The sequence below is a fragment of the uncultured Friedmanniella sp. genome, from assembly GCF_964244285.1.
GTDB lineage: Bacteria > Actinomycetota > Actinomycetes > Propionibacteriales > Propionibacteriaceae > Microlunatus.
Genome location: NZ_CAXTHT010000001.1, coordinates 136,320 through 156,066, shown reverse-complemented (window position 1 = coordinate 156,066; position 19,747 = coordinate 136,320). Strand labels below are relative to the sequence as shown.

At 72.0% G+C, this 19,747-nt stretch carries 16 protein-coding genes; 14 read left to right on the top strand and 2 right to left on the bottom strand.

Annotation, left to right across the window (positions count from 1 at the left end; all coding sequences use genetic code 11):
• Positions 1–118: 118 nt before the first annotated feature.
• The 11 genes from ACFE7W_RS00720 (at position 119) to ACFE7W_RS00670 (ending at position 12,766) form a co-directional block, all read left to right on the top strand.
• On the top strand, positions 119–388 hold the full coding sequence (locus ACFE7W_RS00720) for a YlxR family protein (protein ID WP_375422853.1): 270 nt from the start codon (positions 119–121) through the stop codon (positions 386–388).
• 199 nt (positions 389–587) lie between these two features.
• A complete protein-coding gene (gene infB / locus ACFE7W_RS00715) occupies positions 588–3,596 on the top strand; it encodes a translation initiation factor IF-2 (RefSeq protein ID WP_375422852.1) in 3,009 nt (1,002 codons plus the stop codon).
• A 92-nt stretch (positions 3,597–3,688) separates the two neighbouring features.
• Entirely contained in the window at positions 3,689–4,138 is a 450-nt protein-coding gene (gene rbfA / locus ACFE7W_RS00710; RefSeq protein ID WP_375422851.1) for a 30S ribosome-binding factor RbfA, read from the top strand.
• Complete coding sequence (truB, locus tag ACFE7W_RS00705) at positions 4,135–5,031, top strand: tRNA pseudouridine(55) synthase TruB (RefSeq protein WP_375423510.1); 897 nt, start codon at positions 4,135–4,137, stop codon at positions 5,029–5,031. Before rbfA ends, truB begins: the two co-directional genes overlap by 4 nt.
• 93 nt (positions 5,032–5,124) lie before the next feature.
• On the top strand, positions 5,125–6,018 hold the full coding sequence (locus ACFE7W_RS00700) for a bifunctional riboflavin kinase/FAD synthetase (RefSeq protein ID WP_375422850.1): 894 nt from the start codon (positions 5,125–5,127) through the stop codon (positions 6,016–6,018).
• Positions 6,018–6,938 (top strand): acetamidase/formamidase family protein, encoded by a 921-nt coding sequence (locus ACFE7W_RS00695; RefSeq protein WP_375422849.1) that lies wholly within the window; start codon positions 6,018–6,020, stop codon positions 6,936–6,938. The genes ACFE7W_RS00700 and ACFE7W_RS00695 overlap by 1 nt, the downstream gene beginning before the upstream one ends.
• A 236-nt stretch (positions 6,939–7,174) precedes the next feature.
• The gene (rpsO, locus tag ACFE7W_RS00690) at positions 7,175–7,444 is read left to right on the top strand and encodes a 30S ribosomal protein S15 (protein ID WP_375422848.1); all 270 of its coding nucleotides are present in this window, start codon (positions 7,175–7,177) and stop codon (positions 7,442–7,444) included.
• A gap of 311 nt (positions 7,445–7,755) precedes the next feature.
• Positions 7,756–9,951 (top strand): polyribonucleotide nucleotidyltransferase, encoded by a 2,196-nt coding sequence (locus ACFE7W_RS00685; protein ID WP_375422847.1) that lies wholly within the window; start codon positions 7,756–7,758, stop codon positions 9,949–9,951.
• An 82-nt stretch (positions 9,952–10,033) separates the two neighbouring features.
• Positions 10,034–11,278: a M16 family metallopeptidase gene (locus tag ACFE7W_RS00680; RefSeq protein WP_375422846.1), complete on the top strand. Its 1,245-nt coding sequence runs from the start codon at positions 10,034–10,036 to the stop codon at positions 11,276–11,278.
• 22 nt (positions 11,279–11,300) lie between these two features.
• On the top strand, positions 11,301–12,041 hold the full coding sequence (gene dapB, locus ACFE7W_RS00675) for a 4-hydroxy-tetrahydrodipicolinate reductase (RefSeq protein ID WP_375422845.1): 741 nt from the start codon (positions 11,301–11,303) through the stop codon (positions 12,039–12,041).
• On the top strand, positions 12,041–12,766 hold the full coding sequence (locus tag ACFE7W_RS00670) for a DUF2993 domain-containing protein (protein WP_375422844.1): 726 nt from the start codon (positions 12,041–12,043) through the stop codon (positions 12,764–12,766). The genes dapB and ACFE7W_RS00670 overlap by 1 nt, the downstream gene beginning before the upstream one ends.
• Before the next feature lie 37 nt (positions 12,767–12,803).
• On the opposite strand, the gene ACFE7W_RS00665 is transcribed toward ACFE7W_RS00670, so the two are convergent.
• Positions 12,804–13,361 (bottom strand): GNAT family N-acetyltransferase, encoded by a 558-nt coding sequence (locus ACFE7W_RS00665; protein ID WP_375422843.1) that lies wholly within the window; start codon positions 13,359–13,361, stop codon positions 12,804–12,806.
• 210 nt (positions 13,362–13,571) lie between these two features.
• Here ACFE7W_RS00665 and ACFE7W_RS00660 point away from each other — a divergent pair, with 210 nt between their 5' ends.
• On the top strand, positions 13,572–15,257 hold the full coding sequence (locus ACFE7W_RS00660; RefSeq protein WP_375422842.1) for a ribonuclease J: 1,686 nt from the start codon (positions 13,572–13,574) through the stop codon (positions 15,255–15,257).
• Positions 15,258–15,469: 212 nt separating this feature from the next.
• Here the strand turns inward: ACFE7W_RS00660 and rpmB are convergent, their stop codons facing one another.
• Complete coding sequence (gene rpmB / locus ACFE7W_RS00655; protein WP_375422841.1) at positions 15,470–15,655, bottom strand: 50S ribosomal protein L28; 186 nt, start codon at positions 15,653–15,655, stop codon at positions 15,470–15,472.
• 165 nt (positions 15,656–15,820) lie between these two features.
• Here rpmB and ACFE7W_RS00650 point away from each other — a divergent pair, with 165 nt between their 5' ends.
• Together ACFE7W_RS00650 and ACFE7W_RS00645 are read left to right on the top strand one after the other, a co-directional pair.
• Entirely contained in the window at positions 15,821–17,452 is a 1,632-nt protein-coding gene (locus ACFE7W_RS00650; RefSeq protein WP_375422840.1) for a DAK2 domain-containing protein, read from the top strand.
• Entirely contained in the window at positions 17,449–19,722 is a 2,274-nt protein-coding gene (locus tag ACFE7W_RS00645) for an ATP-dependent DNA helicase RecG (protein WP_375422839.1), read from the top strand. Before ACFE7W_RS00650 ends, ACFE7W_RS00645 begins: the two co-directional genes overlap by 4 nt.
• The last annotated feature ends 25 nt before the right edge of the window (positions 19,723–19,747 follow it).

Sequence of the window (19,747 nt, the reverse complement as noted above, 5' to 3'; positions counted from 1 at the left end):
CGGCCGGGCGCACCGAGGCCCCGGGCCGCACGAGCGAGACTTCTCCTGCCGGGCCGGGTCCAGCACACCGGTCCCAGAACGCCGGGCCCCGCCGGCGCCGGCGCGCTACCATGGTGGGGTGGCTCGACCCCGACGCACGTGTGTCGGGTGCCGCACCACAGCTGACAAGGACGAGCTGGTCCGGTTGGTCGCGCGGCCCTCGGTCGCGGTGGACCTTCCGCAGCGCGCATCAGGCCGGGGGGCCTACCTGCACCCCGGTCCGGAGTGCCTGGCCCTGGCCATCCGTCGGCGGGCCGTCCCGCGAGCGCTGCGGACCAGCGGATTCGACCCCGACGACCTGCTCCGTCAGTGGCAGCAGCTGGACCCCACGTCCGGAGGACTCGCTTAGGCGATCCGCGCGGAAGTGGCTAGAGTTCAACACTGGCTGCGCCGGCAACGGCGCGGCCCAGAGCCAAGCGCCCCGACTTCTCGAGGCGCCGAACCGGAAAGTGGGCTGACGCTCATGACCACTCGATGAGATTCCCTCAGTGAGCATGCACGACTAACTGGTCCGGCGACGAAGACCCGGACCGCCAACAAGGAGAGCAGTGGCCAAGGTCCGCGTCTATGAGCTCGCGAAAGAGCTCGGAGTCGAAAGCAAGACCGTCCTCACGATGTTGAAGGACATGGGCGAGTTCGTCCGCTCCGCATCCTCCACGGTGGAACCCCCCGTGGAGCGGCGGCTGAAGGAAAAGCTGGCCACCCCGGCAGCCGGCAAGGACAGCGGCCGGCCGGCGCCCAGCCCCAGCCGTGGCCCGGAGACCCGTCGTCCTACCGTGCCCAGCCCCGGTCCGACCCGGATGACCCCCAATGCGGGCTCGTCAGCACGTCCCGGCACGCCGGTGCCCAGCACGCCGGCCCCCAGCACCCCGGCGCCCACGAGGGCTCCGGTCGTCCCCGCCGCCGCCTCGGCGGCTCCGGCTCCTACCTCGCCGCCACGCGAGACCGCGCGTCCGACGACCGGAGCGCCCGGTCCGGTCAGCCGGACCCCGGCTCCGGGGCCGCGTCCGTCCACCCCGCGGGCTCCCGGTCAGCCGACCAGCCGCCCGCAGACCAACGGCGGTTTCGCCGGCAGCCAGACGAACGGCGGCCAGCACAGCGCCAGCCCGACCAACGGCAGCCAGACTGGTGCCCCCAGCGTTCCGGGCCGTCCGGCCGAGGGCCAGACCGGGACCCCCGGTCCGCGGCCCCGTCCCGGGTCGACCGGCGGCCTTCCGGGAGCCGGTGCCCCCGGTGCCCGTCGCCCCGGCGGCACGCCCCGTCCGGGCAACAACCCGTTCTCGGCGTCCCAGGGCATGGGTACGGCTCGTCCGACCCGACCGGCGGCAGCGGGGACCGGCTCCGACCCGGCCCGTCCGGGCGGTCCCCGGCCCCCGGCCGGCCGTGGCGCTCCCACCCCAGGCAGCCGTCCGGGTGTGCCGGGCATGCCCCGGCCGAACCCGGCGATGATGCCCCGCCAGAGCTCCGGGCAGCTGAGCGCTCCCGGTGCCGCCGGTCCTCGTGGCCGTGGCGCTCCCGCCGGTCCGGGCGGTCGTGGCCGTCCCGGTGCCGGTGGCGCTCCCGGCCGTAGCGGTCCCGGCAGCACCGGTGGTCCGCCGCCGAGCGGCCGCGGTGGCCGCGGTGGCCGCGGTGGCACGCAGGGTGCGTTCGGTCGCGCCGGTGGGCCGGTCCGTCGTGGTCGCAAGTCGAAGCGTCAGCGTCGGCAGGAGTTCGACCAGATGCAGGCGCCGGAGATCGGTGGCGTCCGCGTCCGGCAGGGCAACGGCGAGACCGTCCGGCTCGCCCGCGGCGCCTCGCTGACCGACCTGTCCGAGAAGATCAATGTCGACGTGTCGAACCTGGTCCAGGTGCTGTTCAACCTGGGCGAGATGGTCACCGCCACGCAGACCGTGGCCGAGGACACCCTGGCGGTGCTCGCGACCGAGCTGAACTACAAGATCGAGGTCGTCTCCCCAGAAGACGAGGACCGCGAGCTGCTCGAGAGCTTCGACATCGAGTTCGGCGAGAACGAGGGTGGCGAGGACGAGCTCGAGGCCCGACCGCCGGTCGTCACCGTCATGGGTCACGTCGACCACGGAAAGACCAAGCTGCTTGACGCGATCCGCAAGACCAACGTGGTCGCCGGCGAGGCCGGTGGCATCACCCAGGCGATCGGCGCCTACCAGGTGGCCACCGAGGTCGACGGCGACGAGCGGAAGATCACCTTCATCGACACCCCGGGTCACGAGGCGTTCACCGCCATGCGTGCCCGCGGTGCGAAGTCGACCGACATCGCCGTCCTGGTGGTGGCCGCCGACGACGGGGTGATGCCGCAGACCATCGAGGCGCTCAACCACGCCCTGGCGGCCGATGTGCCGATCGTGGTCGCGGTCAACAAGATCGACCGTGAGGGCGCGGACCCGACCAAGGTGCGCGGCCAGCTCACCGAGTACGGCCTGGTGCCCGAGGAGTACGGCGGCGACACGATGTTCGTCGACGTCTCCGCGGTGACCCGCGTCGGCCTCGACGAGCTGCTCGAGGCGGTCATCCTGACCGCGGACGCGGCGCTCGACCTGCGTGCCAACCCGGAGATGGACGGTCAGGGTGTGGCCATCGAGGCCCACCTGGACAAGGGCCGCGGCCCCGTCGCGACCGTCCTGGTCCAGCGCGGCACGCTGCACGTCGGCGACTCGATCGTGGCCGGTACCGGTTACGGCCGGGTCCGGGCGCTGCTCGACGACCACGGGCACAACGTGGACGAGGCTCCGCCGTCGTTCCCCGTGCAGGTGCTCGGTCTGACCGCCGTCCCCGGCGCCGGTGACAGCTTCATCGTCGTCGACGACGACCGGATGGCCCGGCAGATCGCCGAGCGTCGGGCGTCCCGGCTCCGGATGGCGGCCCAGGCGGCCGGCACCCGGCGCAAGACGCTGGACCAGCTGTTCGACTCGCTCGAGAAGGGCGAGGAGCAGGAGCTGCGCCTCATCCTCAAGGGCGACGGTGCCGGTTCGGTCGAGGCGCTCGAGGACGCTTTGAGCAAGATCGACGTCGGCGACGAGGTCAGCCTGCGGGTCATCGACCGCGGCGTCGGTGCGATCACCGAGACCAACGTCAGCCTGGCGGCGGCGTCCAACGCCGTCATCGTCGGCTTCAACGTCCGCCCGCAGGGCAAGGCGACGGAGCTGGCCGACCGCGAGGGCGTCGACATCCGGTACTACTCGGTCATCTACGCCGCGATCGACGAGATCGAGGCCGCGCTGAAGGGCATGCTCAAGCCCATCTACGAGGAGGCCCAGCTCGGGCAGGCGGAGATCCGCGAGATCTTCCGCTCGTCCCGCGCCGGCATCATCGCGGGTTGCATGGTCATCGGCGGGTCCATCCGGCGCAACGCCAAGGCCCGGCTGCTGCGGGAGGGCGTGGTCATCACCGAGACCACGATCGGCTCGCTGCGTCGGGAGAAGGACGACGCCACCGAGGTCCGGGAAGGGTTCGAGTGCGGCCTCACGCTGCACAACTACTCCGACATCCGGACCGGCGACATCGTGGAAACGTACGAGATGCGTGAGAAGGCACGGAGCTAGTTCCGCGGCCCCACGAGCAGGAGGTAGTCCCGGTTCCGGAGCTCCTGGAACCGGGACTGCCTACTTCTCGGCGCAGTAACAGAGGAGAAGTCATGGCATCGCCACGCGTGCTCAAGCTGGCCGACCAGATCAAGGTGATCGTGGCCGAGATGCTGGAGCGCAAGATCAAGGACCCGCGGCTGGGGTTCGTCACGGTGACCGACGTCCGGCTCACCGGGGACAGCCGTGAGGCGACCGTCTTCTACACCGTCCTCGGCAGCGACGAGGAGCAGGCGGGCACGGCGGCGGCCCTGCAGTCGGCGACGGGGCTGATCCGCTCGCAGGTCGGCAAGCAGCTCGGGATGAAGTTCACCCCGACCGTGGCGTTCATCGCCGACGCCATCCCGGAGAACGCCCGGCAGATCGACGACCTGCTCGAGCGGGCCAGGGCCGTCGACGCCCGGGTGGCCGAGGTGGCCAACGGCAAGACCTACGCCGGTGACGAGGACCCCTACCGGCACGTCGACGAGCCCGAACCTGAGGATGCGGAGCTCGAGCGCTGAGCACAGGCACGGCTGAGTCCGGGCTGGTGGTGGTCGACAAGCCGGCCGGCCTCACCTCTCACGGCGCGGTCGCCCGGGTGCGACGGATTCTGGGTACCCGCAAAGTCGGCCACGCCGGCACGCTCGACCCGATGGCCACCGGGGTGCTCCTGGTGGGAGTCAATCGGGCCACCCGGCTGCTCGGCCACCTCATCGTGACCGAGAAGTCCTACGCAGCGACGATCCGGTTGGGCGTGGGCACGCTGACCGATGACGCCGAGGGTGAGGTGACCACCGCCCCCGGTCTGGCTCCGACCAGCCCCGACCGGCTCGAGGCGGCCATGGCCCCGCTGCGAGGTGGGATCTCGCAGGTCCCCACCGCCGTCTCGGCCATCAAGGTGAACGGCGTCCGCGCCTACGCGAAGGTGCGGGCGGGCGAGGAGGTCGCGCTGGCGGCCCGCCCCGTCACCGTCTCCCGTTTCGACCTGCTCGACCGCCGCGACGCCAGCGTCGAGGGCGTGGCCTGCGTCGACCTGGACGTCGTCGTCGACTGCAGCTCCGGCACCTACATCCGGGCGCTGGCCCGCGACCTGGGAGCGGCGCTCGGCTCGGCCGGCCACCTGACGGCGCTGCGTCGCACCCGCGTCGGCCCGTTCGGCCTGGACGAGGCTCAGCTGCTGACCGACGCGACCACCGAGCTCCCGCTGATCGGCATGACCGAGGTGGCGCGGCGCTGCTTCCCCGTGCTGAACGTCGACGCCGCCGACGAGGCCGCCGTCCGGGTGGGACGCGCGCTACCGGACCACCCGCTCACCGCCGACCGCGTGGCCCTGCTCAGTGCCGACGAGGAGTTCCTGGCCCTGTACCGCCGTCGCGGCGACGCCGCGATCCCCGAGGCTGTCTTCTGCGGCTGAGGGTCGCCGGCGCCTGTCGCCGGCGATGGTTAACTGGGTCGCCGGAGCCTGCGACGTCTCGCCGGCCCCTGATCAACTCGGAAAGGTGCACCGATGACCGGCGACCCGGTGGTCGTGATCGGCAACTTCGACGGCGTCCACCGCGGACACGTCGAGCTGTTGCGCGTCGCCCGCGCTGCCGAACCACAGGCCCCACTGGTGGCGGTGACCTTCTGGCCGCACCCGATGTCGGTGATCCGACCCGACCAGGCACCGCCGCTGCTCACGTCGCTGGAGGCGCGGACCGCGCTGCTGCGCGACTCAGGCGTGGACAAGACCGTGGTCGTCGAGTTCACGTCCGAGGTCGCTGGCTGGAGCCCGGAGCAGTTCGTCCGGGAGGTCCTCGAGCCGCTGCACCCCTGCCGGGTCGTGGTCGGGGAGAACTTCCGTTTCGGGTTCCGGGCCGCCGGCACCGTGGCGACCCTGATCGAGCTGGCCGCGGGCCGGTTCGTGGTGCAGCCCGTCGAGCTCGTCACCGACGGGGCGCTGGCCAGCTCGTCGACGCTGATCCGGCACGCCGTGCTCGAGGGCGACTTCGGCCGGGTCCGCGAGCTCAGCGACTCGACCTTCCGGTCCAGCGGGGTGGTCGTGAAGGGCGACCAGCGGGGCCGGCTGCTGGGTTACCCGACCGCCAACGTCGCCGTGACCCCCGGCATGGTGGTGCCCGCCGACGGGGTCTACGCCGGCTGGGTGACCCGGCTCGACGAGGCCTCGCCGCGCTGGCCGGCCGCGATCTCGGTGGGTTCCAACCCCACGTTCGACGGCGTCGAACGCCGGATCGAGGCCTACGTGCTGGACCGCGACGACCTCGAGCTCTACGGCGTCGAGATCGCCATCGACTTCTACGCCCGGATCCGCGGTCAGGTCCGCTTCGCCGGGATGGACGCCCTCATCGAGCAGATGCATCACGACGTGGAGCAGATCCGGCACGTGCTCCAGGCACCCTGATGGCCTTGGCGATCGACCCCACCGCGGAAACCACCGCCGACGTCTTCTCCGCCGGACACGCGCCGGTGGCCACCATCGAGCCCGGCGAGCGGCTCACGGTCGGCTCCCTCGACGCATCCGGCTACCTGGAGCGGCAGCGGCACCCCGGCGAGGAGCAGCCCCGGCTGCACCCGTCGGGTCGCGGCCACTGCCTGACCGGCCCGATCGCCGTCCGGGGTGCCCGTCCCGGCCAGCTGCTGGCGCTGCGCCTGCACGCCCTGCGGCCCGGACCGTGGGGGTGGACCGTCGCCGCAGCACTCGACACGCCCATCACCCGCCGGCTCGGGATCGCCGACGGCCCGCCGTCCTGGCTGCTCTGGGAGCTGGACCCGGATGCCGGCACAGGCCGCGAGAGCCGGGGCTTCGTGCGGCACCTGGCCCCGTTCCTGGGGGTGATGGGGGTGGCGCCGGCCGCGGCGGGTGAGCACTCGACGATCCCGCCGCGCGCGGGCAGCGGCGGCAACATCGACTGCCGGGAGCTGATGGCGGGCTCGACGCTCTACCTGCCGGTCGCCGTTCCGGACGCCCTGCTCTACCTCGGTGACGGGCACGCCGCCCAGGGCGACGGCGAGGTCGGCGGCACAGCGATCGAGTGCGCCATGACCACCGAGCTGACGGTCGACCTCGTCGAGGACCCACCCCTCACGTCGATCCACGCCGAGACGCCCGCCGGTCTCATCACGTTCGGCTTCGACGCCGACCTGAACGCCGCGACGGGCGACGCCCTGGACGCGATGGTGACCTGGATGCAGTCCCGCTACGACGTCGACCGGGCCACCGCCCTCGCCCTGGCCAGCACGGCCGTCGACCTGCGGGTCACCCAGGTGGCCAACCGGACCTGGGGCGTGCATGCCGTGCTGCCCACCGGCGCTCTGAGCTGAACCATCGACACGCAAGGGGATCCTCACGCGACCACGCGTCAGGATCCACTTGCGTCCTGGAGTCAGGAGGGCCCGGACCCGAGGCGATCCCGCGCAATTCGGCCATCGGGAACCCCGCTGGTAGATTAGGGCTGCCGTTCGATCGGCCGCGGACCACCAAGAGCTCCCTGTCACACCGCGTGAACCCCAATCGGGATTCGGGGGCGCCGCGCAACGGGAAACCGAGAGGAGAGCACGTGCCTTTTGACGCTGCTATCAAGAAGCAGACCATCGAAGAGTTCGCGACCAGTGAGGGCGACACGGGTTCTCCCGAGGTCCAGGTCGCGGTCCTCACCCGGCGCATCGCGCACCTGACCGAGCACCTGAAGGAGCACAAGCACGACCACCACAGTCGTCGTGGTCTGATGCTCCTGGTCGGCCAGCGTCGCCGGCTGCTCAACTACGTGGCCAAGACCGACATCAACCGGTACCGCTCGCTGATCGAGCGGCTCGGGTTGCGTCGCTGACGTCCCTGGAGCGGTCCTCCTGCCCTCACCGGGCCGGTAGGACCGCTCTGCTGCACAACTGAATAGCAGAACCATATTCGCTGAGATCGCATCCCACCCGGCACGTTCGGGAGTTTCTCGGTCCTCGGTAGTGGTTTTCGGGTCCGCCTCGTGGAGGCTCCGCAGGCAGCCCCTGCCCGACCCGCAGACCTCGATCGAAGACCGGGCTCCATCGCCGTGGTCAGCCTGTCACCGGGGGTGGCAGGTCGGGGTGCGGATGCGATCCACACCTCCGGCGCGCCGTATCCGGCTGCGCCACAGAAAGGATTCCCGTGGAGGGACCTGAACTGCAGTACACCGAAGCCGTCATCGACAACGGCGCCCTCGGGCGACACGTCGTCCGCTTCGAGTCGGGCCTGCTGGCCCGCCAGGCCGCCGGCTCGGCGACCGTCTACCTCGACGAGGACACGATGCTCCTCTCGGCGACCACCGCGCAGAGCAAGCCGCGGGACGCCATCGACTTCTTCCCGCTCACCGTGGACGTGGAGGAGCGGATGTACGCCCTGGGGCGCATCCCCGGCTCCTTCTTCCGCCGTGAGGGTCGCCCCTCCGAGGGCGCCATCCTCACCTGCCGCCTGATCGACCGGCCGCTGCGTCCCTGCTTCGTCAAGGGCCTGCGCAACGAGGTCCAGGTCGTCGTCACGGTGATGGCGCTGAACCCCAACAAGACCTACGACGTGGTCGCCATCAACGCGGCCTCGATGTCCACCCAGCTCGCCGGTCTGCCCTTCACCGGGCCCATCGGCGGGATCCGCGTCGCCCTGATCGGTGACCAGTGGGTCGGCTTCCCCGACGTCGACCAGCTGGCGAGCTCGACCTTCGACATGGTCGTGGCCGGCCGCGTGCTCGCCGACGGCGACGTCGCGATCATGATGGTCGAGGCCGAGTCCACCGCGCAGACGTGGGACCTCGTCCGCTCCGGCAAGACGGCCCCGACCGAAGAGGTCGTGGCGTCCGGTCTCGAGGCGGCCAAGCCGTTCATCAAGGCCCTGTGCGACGCGCAGGCCGAGCTGGCGGCGCACTTCCCGAAGACCACGGCCGAGTTCCCGATCTTCGCCGACTACGCCGACGACGTCTTCGCCGCCGTGTCCGAGTCCGCCTCCGGCGAGCTGGGTCAGGTCATGTCGATCGCGGACAAGCAGGACCGTGAGGCCGCGACCGACGCGCTCAAGGCCAAGACCGTCTCCCAGCACGCCGAGCAGTTCGCCGGCCGCGAGAAGGAGATCTCGGGCGCCTACAAGGCCCTGACCAAGAAGCTGGTCCGGCAGAAGATCCTCACCGACCACGTGCGGATCGACGGCCGCGGCCTGACCGACATCCGGACGCTGTCCGCCGAGGTCGGCGTCCTGCCCCGGGTGCACGGCTCGGCGCTGTTCCAGCGCGGCGAGACCCAGATCCTGGGCGTCACCACGCTGAACATGCTGGGCATGGAGCAGAAGCTCGACACCCTCGCTCCCGAGACGTCGAAGCGCTACATGCACAACTACAACTTCCCGCCCTACTCCACCGGTGAGACCGGGCGGGTGGGCTCGCCCAAGCGGCGCGAGATCGGCCACGGAGCGCTCGCCGAGCGCGCCCTGCTGCCGGTGCTGCCGACGCGCGAGGAGTTCCCGTACGCCATCCGTCAGGTCTCGGAGGCGCTCGGCTCGAACGGCTCCACCTCGATGGGCTCGGTCTGCGCGTCCACGCTGGGGCTGCTGAACGCCGGGGTGCCGCTGCGCGCGCCGGTCGCCGGCATCGCCATGGGCCTGGTGTCCGACACCGTCGACGGGGAGACCCGCTACGTGGCGCTCACCGACATCCTCGGGGCCGAGGACGCCATGGGGGACATGGACTTCAAGGTCGCCGGCACGCGGGACTTCATCACCGCCCTGCAGCTGGACACCAAGCTCGCCGGTATCCCCGCCTCCGTGCTGGCCGGTGCGCTGACCCAGGCGAAGGACGCCCGGAACACGATCCTGGACGTCATGTACGAGGCGATCGACGCCCCGGACGAGATGAGCCTGTTCGCGCCGCGGATCATCACGATCCACATCCCGGTGGACAAGATCGGTGAGGTCATCGGCCCGAAGGGCAAGGTGATCAACCAGATCCAGGACGACACCGGCGCCCAGATCTCGATCGAGGACGACGGCACGATCTACGTGGGCGCGGACTCCGGCGACAAGGCCGAGGCCGCCCGCGCGCTGATCAACGCCATCGCCAACCCGACGATGCCGGAGAAGGGCGAGCGCTACCTGGGGACGGTCGTCAAGATCACCGCCTTCGGCGCGTTCATCTCGCTGCTGCCCGGCAAGGACGGCCTGCTGCACATCTCCAAGCTGCGCCCGCTCGCGGGCGGTGCCCGCGTGGAGAGCGTCGAGGACGTGGTCAGCGTCGGCCAGAAGATCCAGGTCGAGATCAACGAGATCGACGACCGGGGCAAGCTCTCGCTGATCCCGGTGGTCGAAGAAGAGGTCTCCGTCTAGGTTGACCGGCACCTCCTCGAGCTCCGGCTCCGCCGGCTCCCGTAGCCGGTCCGCACGGCGTCACTCCCTCGGGGGTGGCGCCGTGCGCCGTACCACCATGCCGAACGGCGTGCAGGTGGTCACCGAGCACATGGCGGCTGCCCGCACGTGCTCGGTCGGCGTCTTCGCCGGTGTCGGCTCCCGGCACGAGAACCAGACCCTGCACGGGGCCTCCCACTTCCTCGAGCACGTGCTGTTCAAGGGTACGAAGCGGCGGAGCGCGGAGGAGATCTCCGCGGCGGTGGAGGCGGTCGGCGGCGAGCTGAATGCCTACACCACCAAGGAGTACACCTGCTTCTACGCCCGGGTGCTGCGCGACGACGCGGCCCTGGCCGTGGACGTGCTCAGCGACATGATCAGCTCCTCCCTGGTCACCACGGCCGACGTGGACGCGGAGCGGGCCGTGATCCTCGACGAGATCGCGATGCACGCCGACGACCCGGGCGAGGTCGTCTCCGAGCTGGTCAGCGACCGCGTCTTCGCCGGCTCGGGTCTGGGGCAGGCGGTGATCGGCTCACCCAGCTCGATCGGCGCGCTGACCCGGGACCAGATCGTCCGGCACTGGCGCCGGCACTACGCTCCCGGGTCGCTGGTGGTCGCGGCCGCCGGGCACGTCGACCACGACCGGCTGGTCGAGCAGCTGGCGAGCCTGGACGCGCGGCCGACCCCGCGCGGGCGGCCGCGGCCGGGCAGCGCCGCCACCCCGGAGCCGGGTCTGGTGCACGAGCACCGTCGGGTCGAGCAGACCAGCGCCGTCCTCGCCTATCCCGGGGTCGGCGTCTTCGACGACCGCCGCTACCCGATGGGCCTGCTGTCGCTGGTCGTGGGCGGGGGCATGTCGTCGCGGCTCTTCGTCGAGGTGCGCGAGCGGCGGGGGCTGACCTACGGCATCGACGCCGGGGACACCTCCTACTCCGACGACGGCCTGTGGAGCGTGGACTGGCAGTGCGCCCCCGGGAAGCTCGCCGACATCGTCGCCCTCGTCCAGGGGACGCTCGCCGAGGTCGCCGAGCACGGCGTCACCGAGGCCGAGCTGATCCGCGCCCAGGGCCAGATGCGCGGCCAGACGGTGATCTCCTACGAGAGCCCGTCCAGCCGGATGAGCCGGCTGGGCGGCAACACGGTGCTGGGCGACGACCGTTCGCTGGCCGACGTGCTGGCCCGCTTCGACGAGGTGAGCACCGAGGACGTGCAGGCCGAGGCCGCCCTGCTCTTCTCCCGGGCTCCCGTGCTCGGCCTGGTCGGACCACGCGTCCCTCGTGCGGTGCTGAAACACTGGACGGCATGAGCACGGGGCACGAGGTGGAGCGGTGACGCGGGTCGCGGTCTTCGGGGCGCGCGGCCGGATGGGGGCCGAGGTGTGCCGGGCGGTCGAGGCCGCCGACGACCTCGACCTCGTCACCGGGATCGACGCCGGCGACGACCGGGCGCCCGCCGAGGCGGCCGACGTGGTGGTCGACTTCACCCACCCCGACGCGGTGATGGACAACCTCGCCTGGTGCGTGCAGCACGGGATCTCCGCGGTCGTCGGCACCACCGGCTTCGACGACGCCCGGCTGGACCAGCTGCGCACGCTGCTCGCCGACCGGCCGACTGTCGGGGTGCTCGTGGTCGCGAACTTCAGCATCGGCGCCGTGCTGATGATGCGCTTCGCCGAGCAGGCTGCCGCCTTCTACGAGAGCGTCGAGATCATCGAGCTGCACCACCCCGGCAAGGCCGACGCGCCGTCCGGGACGGCCACGACCACCGCGCGCCGGGTCGCCGTCGCCCGGGAGTCCGCCGGGCTGGGACCCGCTCCCGACGCGACGGTGCACGCGCAGGACGGCGCCCGCGGTGCGGAGGTGGCGGGGGTCCGGGTGCACAGCGTCCGGCTCCGCGGCCTGGTCGCGCACCAGGAGGTGCTGCTGGGCGCCGAGGGCGAGACGCTGACGCTGCGGCACGACTCACTGGACCGGGTCTCGTTCATGCCCGGCGTCCTGGCCGCTGTCCGGGCTGTCGGTTCGCGTCCGGGTCTGACCGTGGGCATCGAGCCCGTGCTCGGGCTCACCTGATGGCGGCCGGGCGTCGTCACGGCGGCAGCGTCGTCCTGGTCGTCTTCCTGCTGCTCGGCGTCCTCGTGGCGCTCGGCCTGTACGCCGGGGACGGGTACGCCCTCCGCCGAGCGGAGAGCGCCGCGGGCAGCCAGCTGCAGGGTCGGCTGGGCACCCCGGCGGCACCGACGGTGGACATCGAGGGCCGGCCCTTCCTCACCCAGGTGGCCGCCCGCCACCTGCGGACGGTGCACGTGGTCGCCGACGACCTGGGAGCGGCGGCCGGTACCGGCAGCACGGTGCCGGTCCAGCACGCCGACCTGGTGCTCTCCGACGTGACGACCACGGACTGGTTCCAGTCCATGACGGCCAAGCACGTCGACGGCACCGCCCTGCTGGCGTACGGCGACCTCGGCAGCCTGTCCAGCGTCCCGCTCAGCTACGCCGGGGACGGCCGGCTGCAGGTCGTGCAGGCCACCTCGATCTTCGGCGCCACCTTGTCCGCAACCATCACCGGCACGCCTCAGCTCGACGTCGGCGCGCAAACCCTCACCCTCGCCGATCCTGCGATCAGCCTCGGCTCGGTGAACCTTCCGAAAGCCACCGCCGACGCCCTGATGCAGAGCCTCCTCAAGCCCATCCCCGTCGAAGGTCTGCCGTTCGGGCTCACCCTGAGCTCGATCAGCGCCGAGGACGACGGCCTGCACGCAGGCCTGACGGGGAACGACATCGAGTTCCGCCGCTGACTGCCACGGCCGTTCCCTGAGCCTGTGGACGGGCGTCCTACTCGACCGACAGGTCGGTGTGCAGCCGGATCTGGGACAGCCGGACCGACTCGTCGTCGGAACCGATCTCGCGGCTGCTGCCGTCCGGCACCCAGCCGGCGGCGGCGAGGAACCCGCGCAGCTCCTCGTTCGCCTCGCCCACCCACCACCGGGCCTGCCGAAACCCATCAGCCCGCAGCGTGTCGGCGCAGGCGTTCAGCAGCCGCGAGCCGTGGCCGCGGTGCCGGGCCGGCGGGTCGACGGCGAACTCGCCCACCTCACCGTCGGCGGCCTCGTCCGCGTCCGGGTCCTGGCCGGGGACCGTGGTGGCGAAGCCGACCACGCGGGCGTCGGCCACGGCCACGAGCACCCGGTAGCGGGCCTGCGGGGGCCGGCTGATCGCCTGCTCCCAGGCCAGGGTCATGTCGGCCGTGGAGACCTCGGCGAGCAGCGCCTCGGCCACGTCGGCGGCCAGCTCGCTGTCCCAGACCCGTCGCTGCAGCTCGGCGACGGCCGCCGCCTCGGCCGGCCAGGCGATCCGTACGGAGTCGGCGAGAGGGCCTGAGGTCGACGTCACGTCCGCGATGTTAGCCGTCTGCTGGGGTGTGAAGCAGATCACACGGGCGCGTCGTAACGGGGACGGGGCGGCTGACGATGTAGGGGTTGAGTCCCGCGGCTTCCTGAACCCCCGAGCAGGTAACCGCGGGACTTCTTGCTGTCCCGGGGTGGTGACCGCAGGTCCTTCGAGCGCGGAGGAGATCACGCGGTCCCTGTAACGTGGTTCCTCGTGGCCGCCAGCAGCTTGAAGACCCCCCCGCCCCTCGACGACAACGCGTTGCGGGTGATCCCGCTCGGCGGCCTCGGTGACATCGGCCGCAACATGGCGGCTCTGGAGTACCGGGGTCAGCTGCTGCTCATCGACTGCGGGGTGCTGTTCCCCGAGGAGAACCACCCCGGGGTGGACCTGATCCTGCCCGGTTTCGAGGTGATCGCCGACCGGCTCGACGACGTCGTCGGCCTGGTCCTCACCCACGGTCACGAGGACCACATCGGCGCCGTGCCCTACCTGCTGCGGCAGCGCCAGGACATCCCGCTGATCGGCTCCAAGCTGACGCTGGCGCTGGTGAGCGAGAAGTTCCGCGAGCACCGCATCCGCAACGTCGTCAAGCGTGAGGTCGCCGACCTCGAGCGGGTCACCATGGGCCCCTTCGACCTCGAGTTCATCGCGGTCAACCACTCGATCCCGGACGCGCTGGCCGTCATGGTCCGCACCCCGGCCGGCACGCTGCTGCACACCGGCGACTTCAAGATGGACCAGCTGCCCCTGGACAACCGCATCACCGACGTCCGCTCCCTGGCCCGGTTGGGCGAGGAGGGCGTCGACCTGTTCCTGGTCGACTCCACCAACGCCGAGGTGCCCGGCTTCACCACGCCCGAACGCGACATCGCCCCGGCCCTGGAGCGGGTGTTCAGCCGCAGCCGGCAGCGCGTCATCGTGGCCTGCTTCGCCTCGCACGTCCACCGGGTCCAGCAGGTGATGGACGCGGCGGCCGAGCACGGCCGCAAGGTCGTCTACGTCGGCCGCTCGATGGTCCGCAACATGGGGGTGGCGCGGGACCTGGGCTACCTGAAGGTGCCGGCCAACACCTTGATCGAGATGCGCGACATCGACCGGTACAAGCCGCAGGACGTCGTCATCATCTCCACCGGCTCCCAGGGTGAGCCGCTGTCCGCCCTGTCCCGGATGGCCAACCGCGAGCACCAGGTGATCTCGCTCAAGCCCGGCGACACCGTCGTGCTGGCGAGCTCGATGATCCCCGGCAACGAGAACGCGATCTACCGCGTCATCAACGGCCTGACCAAGCTGGGCGCCAAGGTCGTGCACAAGGGCAACGCGATGGTGCACGTCTCCGGTCACGCGAGCGCCGGCGAGCTGTTGTTCTGCTATAACGTCGTCCGCCCGCGCAACGTCATGCCCGTGCACGGTGAGAGCCGGCACCTGATCGCCAACGCCGACCTCGCCGTGGCCACCGGCGTGCCGCGGGAGCGCACCATCATCGCCGAGGACGGCGCCGTGGTCGACCTGCAGAACGGCCGGGCCCGGATCGTCGGCAAGGTCGACGCCAGCTACATCTTCGTGGACGGCTCGACGGTCGGCGACGTGTCCGAGGCGGCCCTGACCGACCGCAAGATCCTCGGCGAGGAGGGCTTCATCTCGGTGGTGACCGTGGTGAACACCCACTCCGGCCGGATCGTCAGCGGCCCCGACATCCACGCCCGCGGTTTCGTGGAGGGCGACGCCGTCTTCGACGACGTGCGTCCGCTGGTCGCCGCCGCCATCGAGGAGGCCCTGGCCGAGGGCGTCGACGACGCCTACCGGCTGCAGCAGGTCGTCCGCCGCCGGCTGGGCAAGTGGGTCAACGACACCCACCGCCGTCGCCCGATGATCATTCCCGTCGTCATCGGCGCCTGACCCGCCAGACGCCGACCGTCACCGGCCCCCGCCCCCGCCCGGCCCCGCCCCGGGAGGTCTGACGGTCACTTCACACCCCTAGGGTCCGATTTTCGCGGCTCCGGCGGGTGTGATGTGGGCCGCCGGGCTGTGAAGTGACCGTCCCCCGGGGACCGGTGGAGATGACGAAAACCCGCCCTCCAAGGGGAGGGCGGGTCAGGTCAGGCCGGGGGTCAGCGGGTGACTTTGCCGGCCTTGATGCAGGAGGTGCAGGCGTTCAGCCGCTTGGGGGCGCCGGACACGATGGCCCGGACGCGCTGGATGTTGGGGTTCCAGCGTCGGTTGGTCTTCTTCTTGGACCAGGGGACGTTGTGGCCGAAGCCCGGTCCCTTGCCGCACACGTCGCATACCGCTGCCACTGGAGTTGCTCCCGTTAGATCATCTGGCTGAGGGCCGCCCCGTCGTCGAGCAGGAAGGGCGGCGTGTTGAGGGGTCACCCGCTCGCGGGCAACCGGACAAGAGTACCCGACCTGGGTCGGGCCCGGCCAATCGAGCGGGGCAGGCGTCCCCACTAGGGTGTTCGGGTGTCCGAGTCCCCCCAGTCTGCGCCCGCGCCGACGCCGCGCACGCTCAGCGCGGGTTCGGGCGTCTGGGAGGTTTTCGACGCGTGGCTGCGCCGGGCCAGCGAGGTCATCGGCGCGTCCACCGAGGCGCTCAACGCGCTCAACGTCTTCCCGATCTCCGACGCCGACACCGGCTCCAACCTGCAGCTGACCCTGGCCGGGATCGCCCGGGCCGTACCCGACGTGAACCGGGCCAGCATGGACGCGGTCGTCCAGGCGGCGATCCTGTCGGCCCACGGCAGCTCCGGGGCCATCGTCGCCGAGATGTTCTCCAGCGTCTGCCGCAGCCTGCAGCACCCGACGGCCGGCCTCGCCGGCGCGGGGACCGGCCACCGGATCGCCCTGCTGCTCCGCACCGTCGCCGACGCGGCCCACCGGGCGGTGGCTCAGCCGGTGGCCGGCACCATCCTGACCGTGGCCGCCGACGCCGCCCGGGCCGCGGAGGGCGCCGCCCGTACCAGCCCGGAGAACGGGCTGGCCGTTGCCCGCGCCGCGCAGGCCGAGGCGCGGCTGGCCCTGCAGCGGACCCCCGACCAGCTCGACGTGCTGGCCGAGGCCGGCGTGGTGGACGCGGGCGGCCAGGCGTACGCGCTGCTGGTCGACGCCCTGGTGGAGGTGCTCGGGGGCGAGCCCGCGCTGCCGCTGACCGCCGGCGAGACCGCCCGGCCGGCCCGGTCCACCGGCGACCCCGAGTACGAGGTGATGTACGCGCTGCACGACGCGGCGCCCGAGGCCCTCGTCGCGCTACGCGAGAAACTGTCCGACCTCGGCCATAGCGTCGTCGTCGTGGGGGAGAGCGGAGCCGGCGTGGCCCAGGTGCACGTCCACCTCGGCGAGCCCGGCGCCGCGGTCGAGGCGGCGCTGGGGCTGGGTCGGCTCTCCCAGGTGCGGATCACCGTCCTCGAACCGACCGAAGCGCCGACCCGGACCGTGGTCGCCGTGGTGGCCGGTGCGGGCCTGGCCAGGGCGGCTCTGGCCGCCGGCGCCGTCCCCGTCCTGGTCGACGGGGACGAGCCCGTGCTGAACGCGCTCGTCCAGGCGCTGGGCCGCGCCGAGGGCGACGTCGTGATCCTGCCCAACGACATGGAGACCCTCGAGGCCGCGCACCACCTGGTCGCCCGGCGCCGGGCCGCGCCGCGGCCGAGCCGTCCGGCTCGACGGATGGCCGTCATCCCGACGGTCGCGCAGGTGCAGGGGCTCGCCGCCCTGGCCGTGCACGAGCCGGAGGCCGACTTCGACACCGCGGTCGCGGCGATGAGCGCGGCCGCCGGCCACGCCCGCCACGGCGCGGTCACCGTGGCCGAGAGCGACACCCGGACCATGGCCGGTCGCAGCGTGCCGGGCGAGGTCCTGGGGGTGGTGGAGGGCGACTTCGTGGAGATCGGGGACCGGCTCGTCGAGGTGGCCTGGCGCGTGGTCGAGCGGCTGCTCGCCGGCGGCGGTGAGCTGCTGACGCTGGTGCTCGGTGCCGACGCGCCACTGGCCCTCGCCGACGAGCTGACCCACCGCAGCCGCGAGCAGGCCGCCGGACTCGAGATCCAGGTCATCGACGGCGGCCAGGCGCGCTACCTGCTGCTGGTGGGGGTGGAGTGAGCGAGAGTGTCAGCCCCGCCGCGGGCCTGTGGCGCACCGACACCTACCGGCGGTTGGCTACCCGCCTCGACGCGTTGCTCGGCGGCAGGACGGCCAAGCAGTTCGAGTCGCTGAAGGTCCGCACGGTCGACGACCTGATGCACCACCTGCCGCGTCGCTACTTCTCCGCCACCGAGCTCAGCGACCTGTCTGCGCTGGAGCCCGAGCAGGAGGTCGCCGTCGTGGCGAAGGTGGTGGACTGCCATGCCTACAACCTGCCTTCGACGGGCTACCGCACCACCAAGAAGCCGCGCCTGGAGGCCGTCATCACCGACGGCCGGGGCTCGCTCACGCTCACCTTCTTCGGTGCTCCGCGGTTCATCACCTACTGGCAGAAGGACCTGCAGCCCGGAGCCCGCGGCATCTTCGCCGGCAAGGTGAAGGAGTTCAACAACCGACTGCAGCTCGCGCACCCCGACTTCGTCATCGTCGACGAGGAGGGCCGGGTGGTCGGCGGGGCCCAGCGCAACGCGGACATGGTGACCGCCGCGCAGTCGCCCCTGGTGGGCCTCTACCCCATGAGCGGCAAGCTGCGGACCTGGACCATCGCGGCCTGCGCCGGTCTGGTGCTCGAGCACCTCGACGGGCTGTCCGACCCGCTGCCCGACTGGCTGCGCGACGAGGCGGAGGTGGTCGACCTGCTGACGGCCTTCCGGGCCCTGCACCAGCCGGCGGACCGCGCCGGGATCGAGGCGGGCCGGGAGCGGCTCCGCTTCGACGAGGCGTTCGCGCTGCAGCTGACCATGGCGCGACGCCGGGCCGACGCCGCGGCGCACGGGGCCGTGCCGCGTCCCCCACGCGCGGGAAGGCTGCTCGAGGCCTTCGACGCGCGGCTGCCGTTCACCCTCACCGACGGCCAGGTCGAGGTCGGTGAGGAGATCATGGCCGAGCTCGCGCTCGAGCACCCGATGCAGCGGCTGCTGCAGGGCGAGGTGGGCTCGGGCAAGACGCTGGTGGCCCTGCGGGCGATGCTGGCCGTCGTGGACGCCGGCGGGCAGGCCGCGCTGCTGGCGCCGACGGAGGTGCTCGCCGCCCAGCACCACCAGACCATCACCCGAATGCTCGGTGACCTGGCCGGGGGCGGGATGCTCGGCGCCGCCGAGCACGCGACCGCGGTGACGCTGATCACCGGCTCCCAGAATGCGGCCGCTCGGCGGTCGGCGACGTTGCTGGCCGCCTCGGGTGAGGCCGGGATCGTGGTCGGCACCCACGCGCTGCTCGGGGCCGGCGTCCAGTTCGCCGACCTCGGGCTCGTGGTGGTGGACGAGCAGCACCGGTTCGGGGTGGAGCAGCGGGCCGCGCTCAGCGCCAAGGCGGCCGGACGGCCGCACGTCCTGGTCATGACGGCGACCCCGATCCCGCGATCGGTCGCCATGACGGTCTTCGGCGACCTCGAGGTCTCGACGCTGCGCGAGGTGCCGGCCGGACGCGCCGACGTCAGCACCGTCGTGGTCGACACTCGTCGTCAGCCCAGCTGGGTCGACCGCGCCTGGCAGCGGGTCACCGAGGAGGTCGCGGCCGGGCGGCAGGCGTACGTGGTCTGCGCCCGCATCTCCGCCACCGCCCCGATCAAAGCCGACGACCTCGAGGTGCTCAGCGAGGAGGGAGCCGAGGAGCTGCCACCGGCCGCCGCGGTCGAGGACCTCTACGCCGAGCTGACCGCCGGCCCGCTCGCCGCGCTGCGGGTCGAGATGCTGCACGGGCAGCTCGCCGCCGAGGACAAGGACGCCGTCATGCGGCGCTTCGCGGCCGGCGAGACCGACGTCCTGGTCGCGACGACGGTGATCGAGGTGGGGGTGGACGTGCCCAACGCGTCGGTGATGGTGGTCTGCGACGCCGACCGCTTCGGGATCTCCCAGCTGCACCAGCTGCGCGGGCGGATCGGCCGCGGCGGCCACCCCGGGATCTGCCTGCTGCTGAGCGGGATGCCGACGGACACGCTGGCGGGCCAACGGTTGACCGCGGTCGCCTCCACCCGCGACGGCTTCGCCTTGGCCGACGTCGACCTCGAGCAGCGACGCGAGGGCGACGTGCTGGGGGCCAGCCAGTCGGGGCACCGGTCGAGCCTGCGGCTGCTGCGGGTGCTCGACGACGCCGAGGTGATCACGATCGCCCGCGACCTGGCCGAGCGCTGCGTGACCGAGGACCCCGAGCTCGCCGATCCGGGGCTGGCCGACATGGTCACCTACATGGAGCTGCAGGCCGCCGGGGACTGGCTGGAGCGCTCGTGAGGGCCGGTGGGAGCGCAGCCGGTAC

Excerpts from the sequence above, each read along its gene's own strand:
- ACFE7W_RS00700 (WP_375422850.1), top strand. The coding sequence starts at position 5,125 with ATGACCGGCGACCCGGTGGTCGTGATCGGCAACTTCGACGGCGTCCAC.
- ACFE7W_RS00695 (WP_375422849.1), top strand. The coding sequence starts at position 6,018 with ATGGCCTTGGCGATCGACCCCACCGCGGAAACCACCGCCGACGTCTTC.
- rbfA (WP_375422851.1), top strand. The coding sequence starts at position 3,689 with ATGGCATCGCCACGCGTGCTCAAGCTGGCCGACCAGATCAAGGTGATC.
- ACFE7W_RS00670 (WP_375422844.1), top strand. The coding sequence starts at position 12,041 with ATGGCGGCCGGGCGTCGTCACGGCGGCAGCGTCGTCCTGGTCGTCTTC.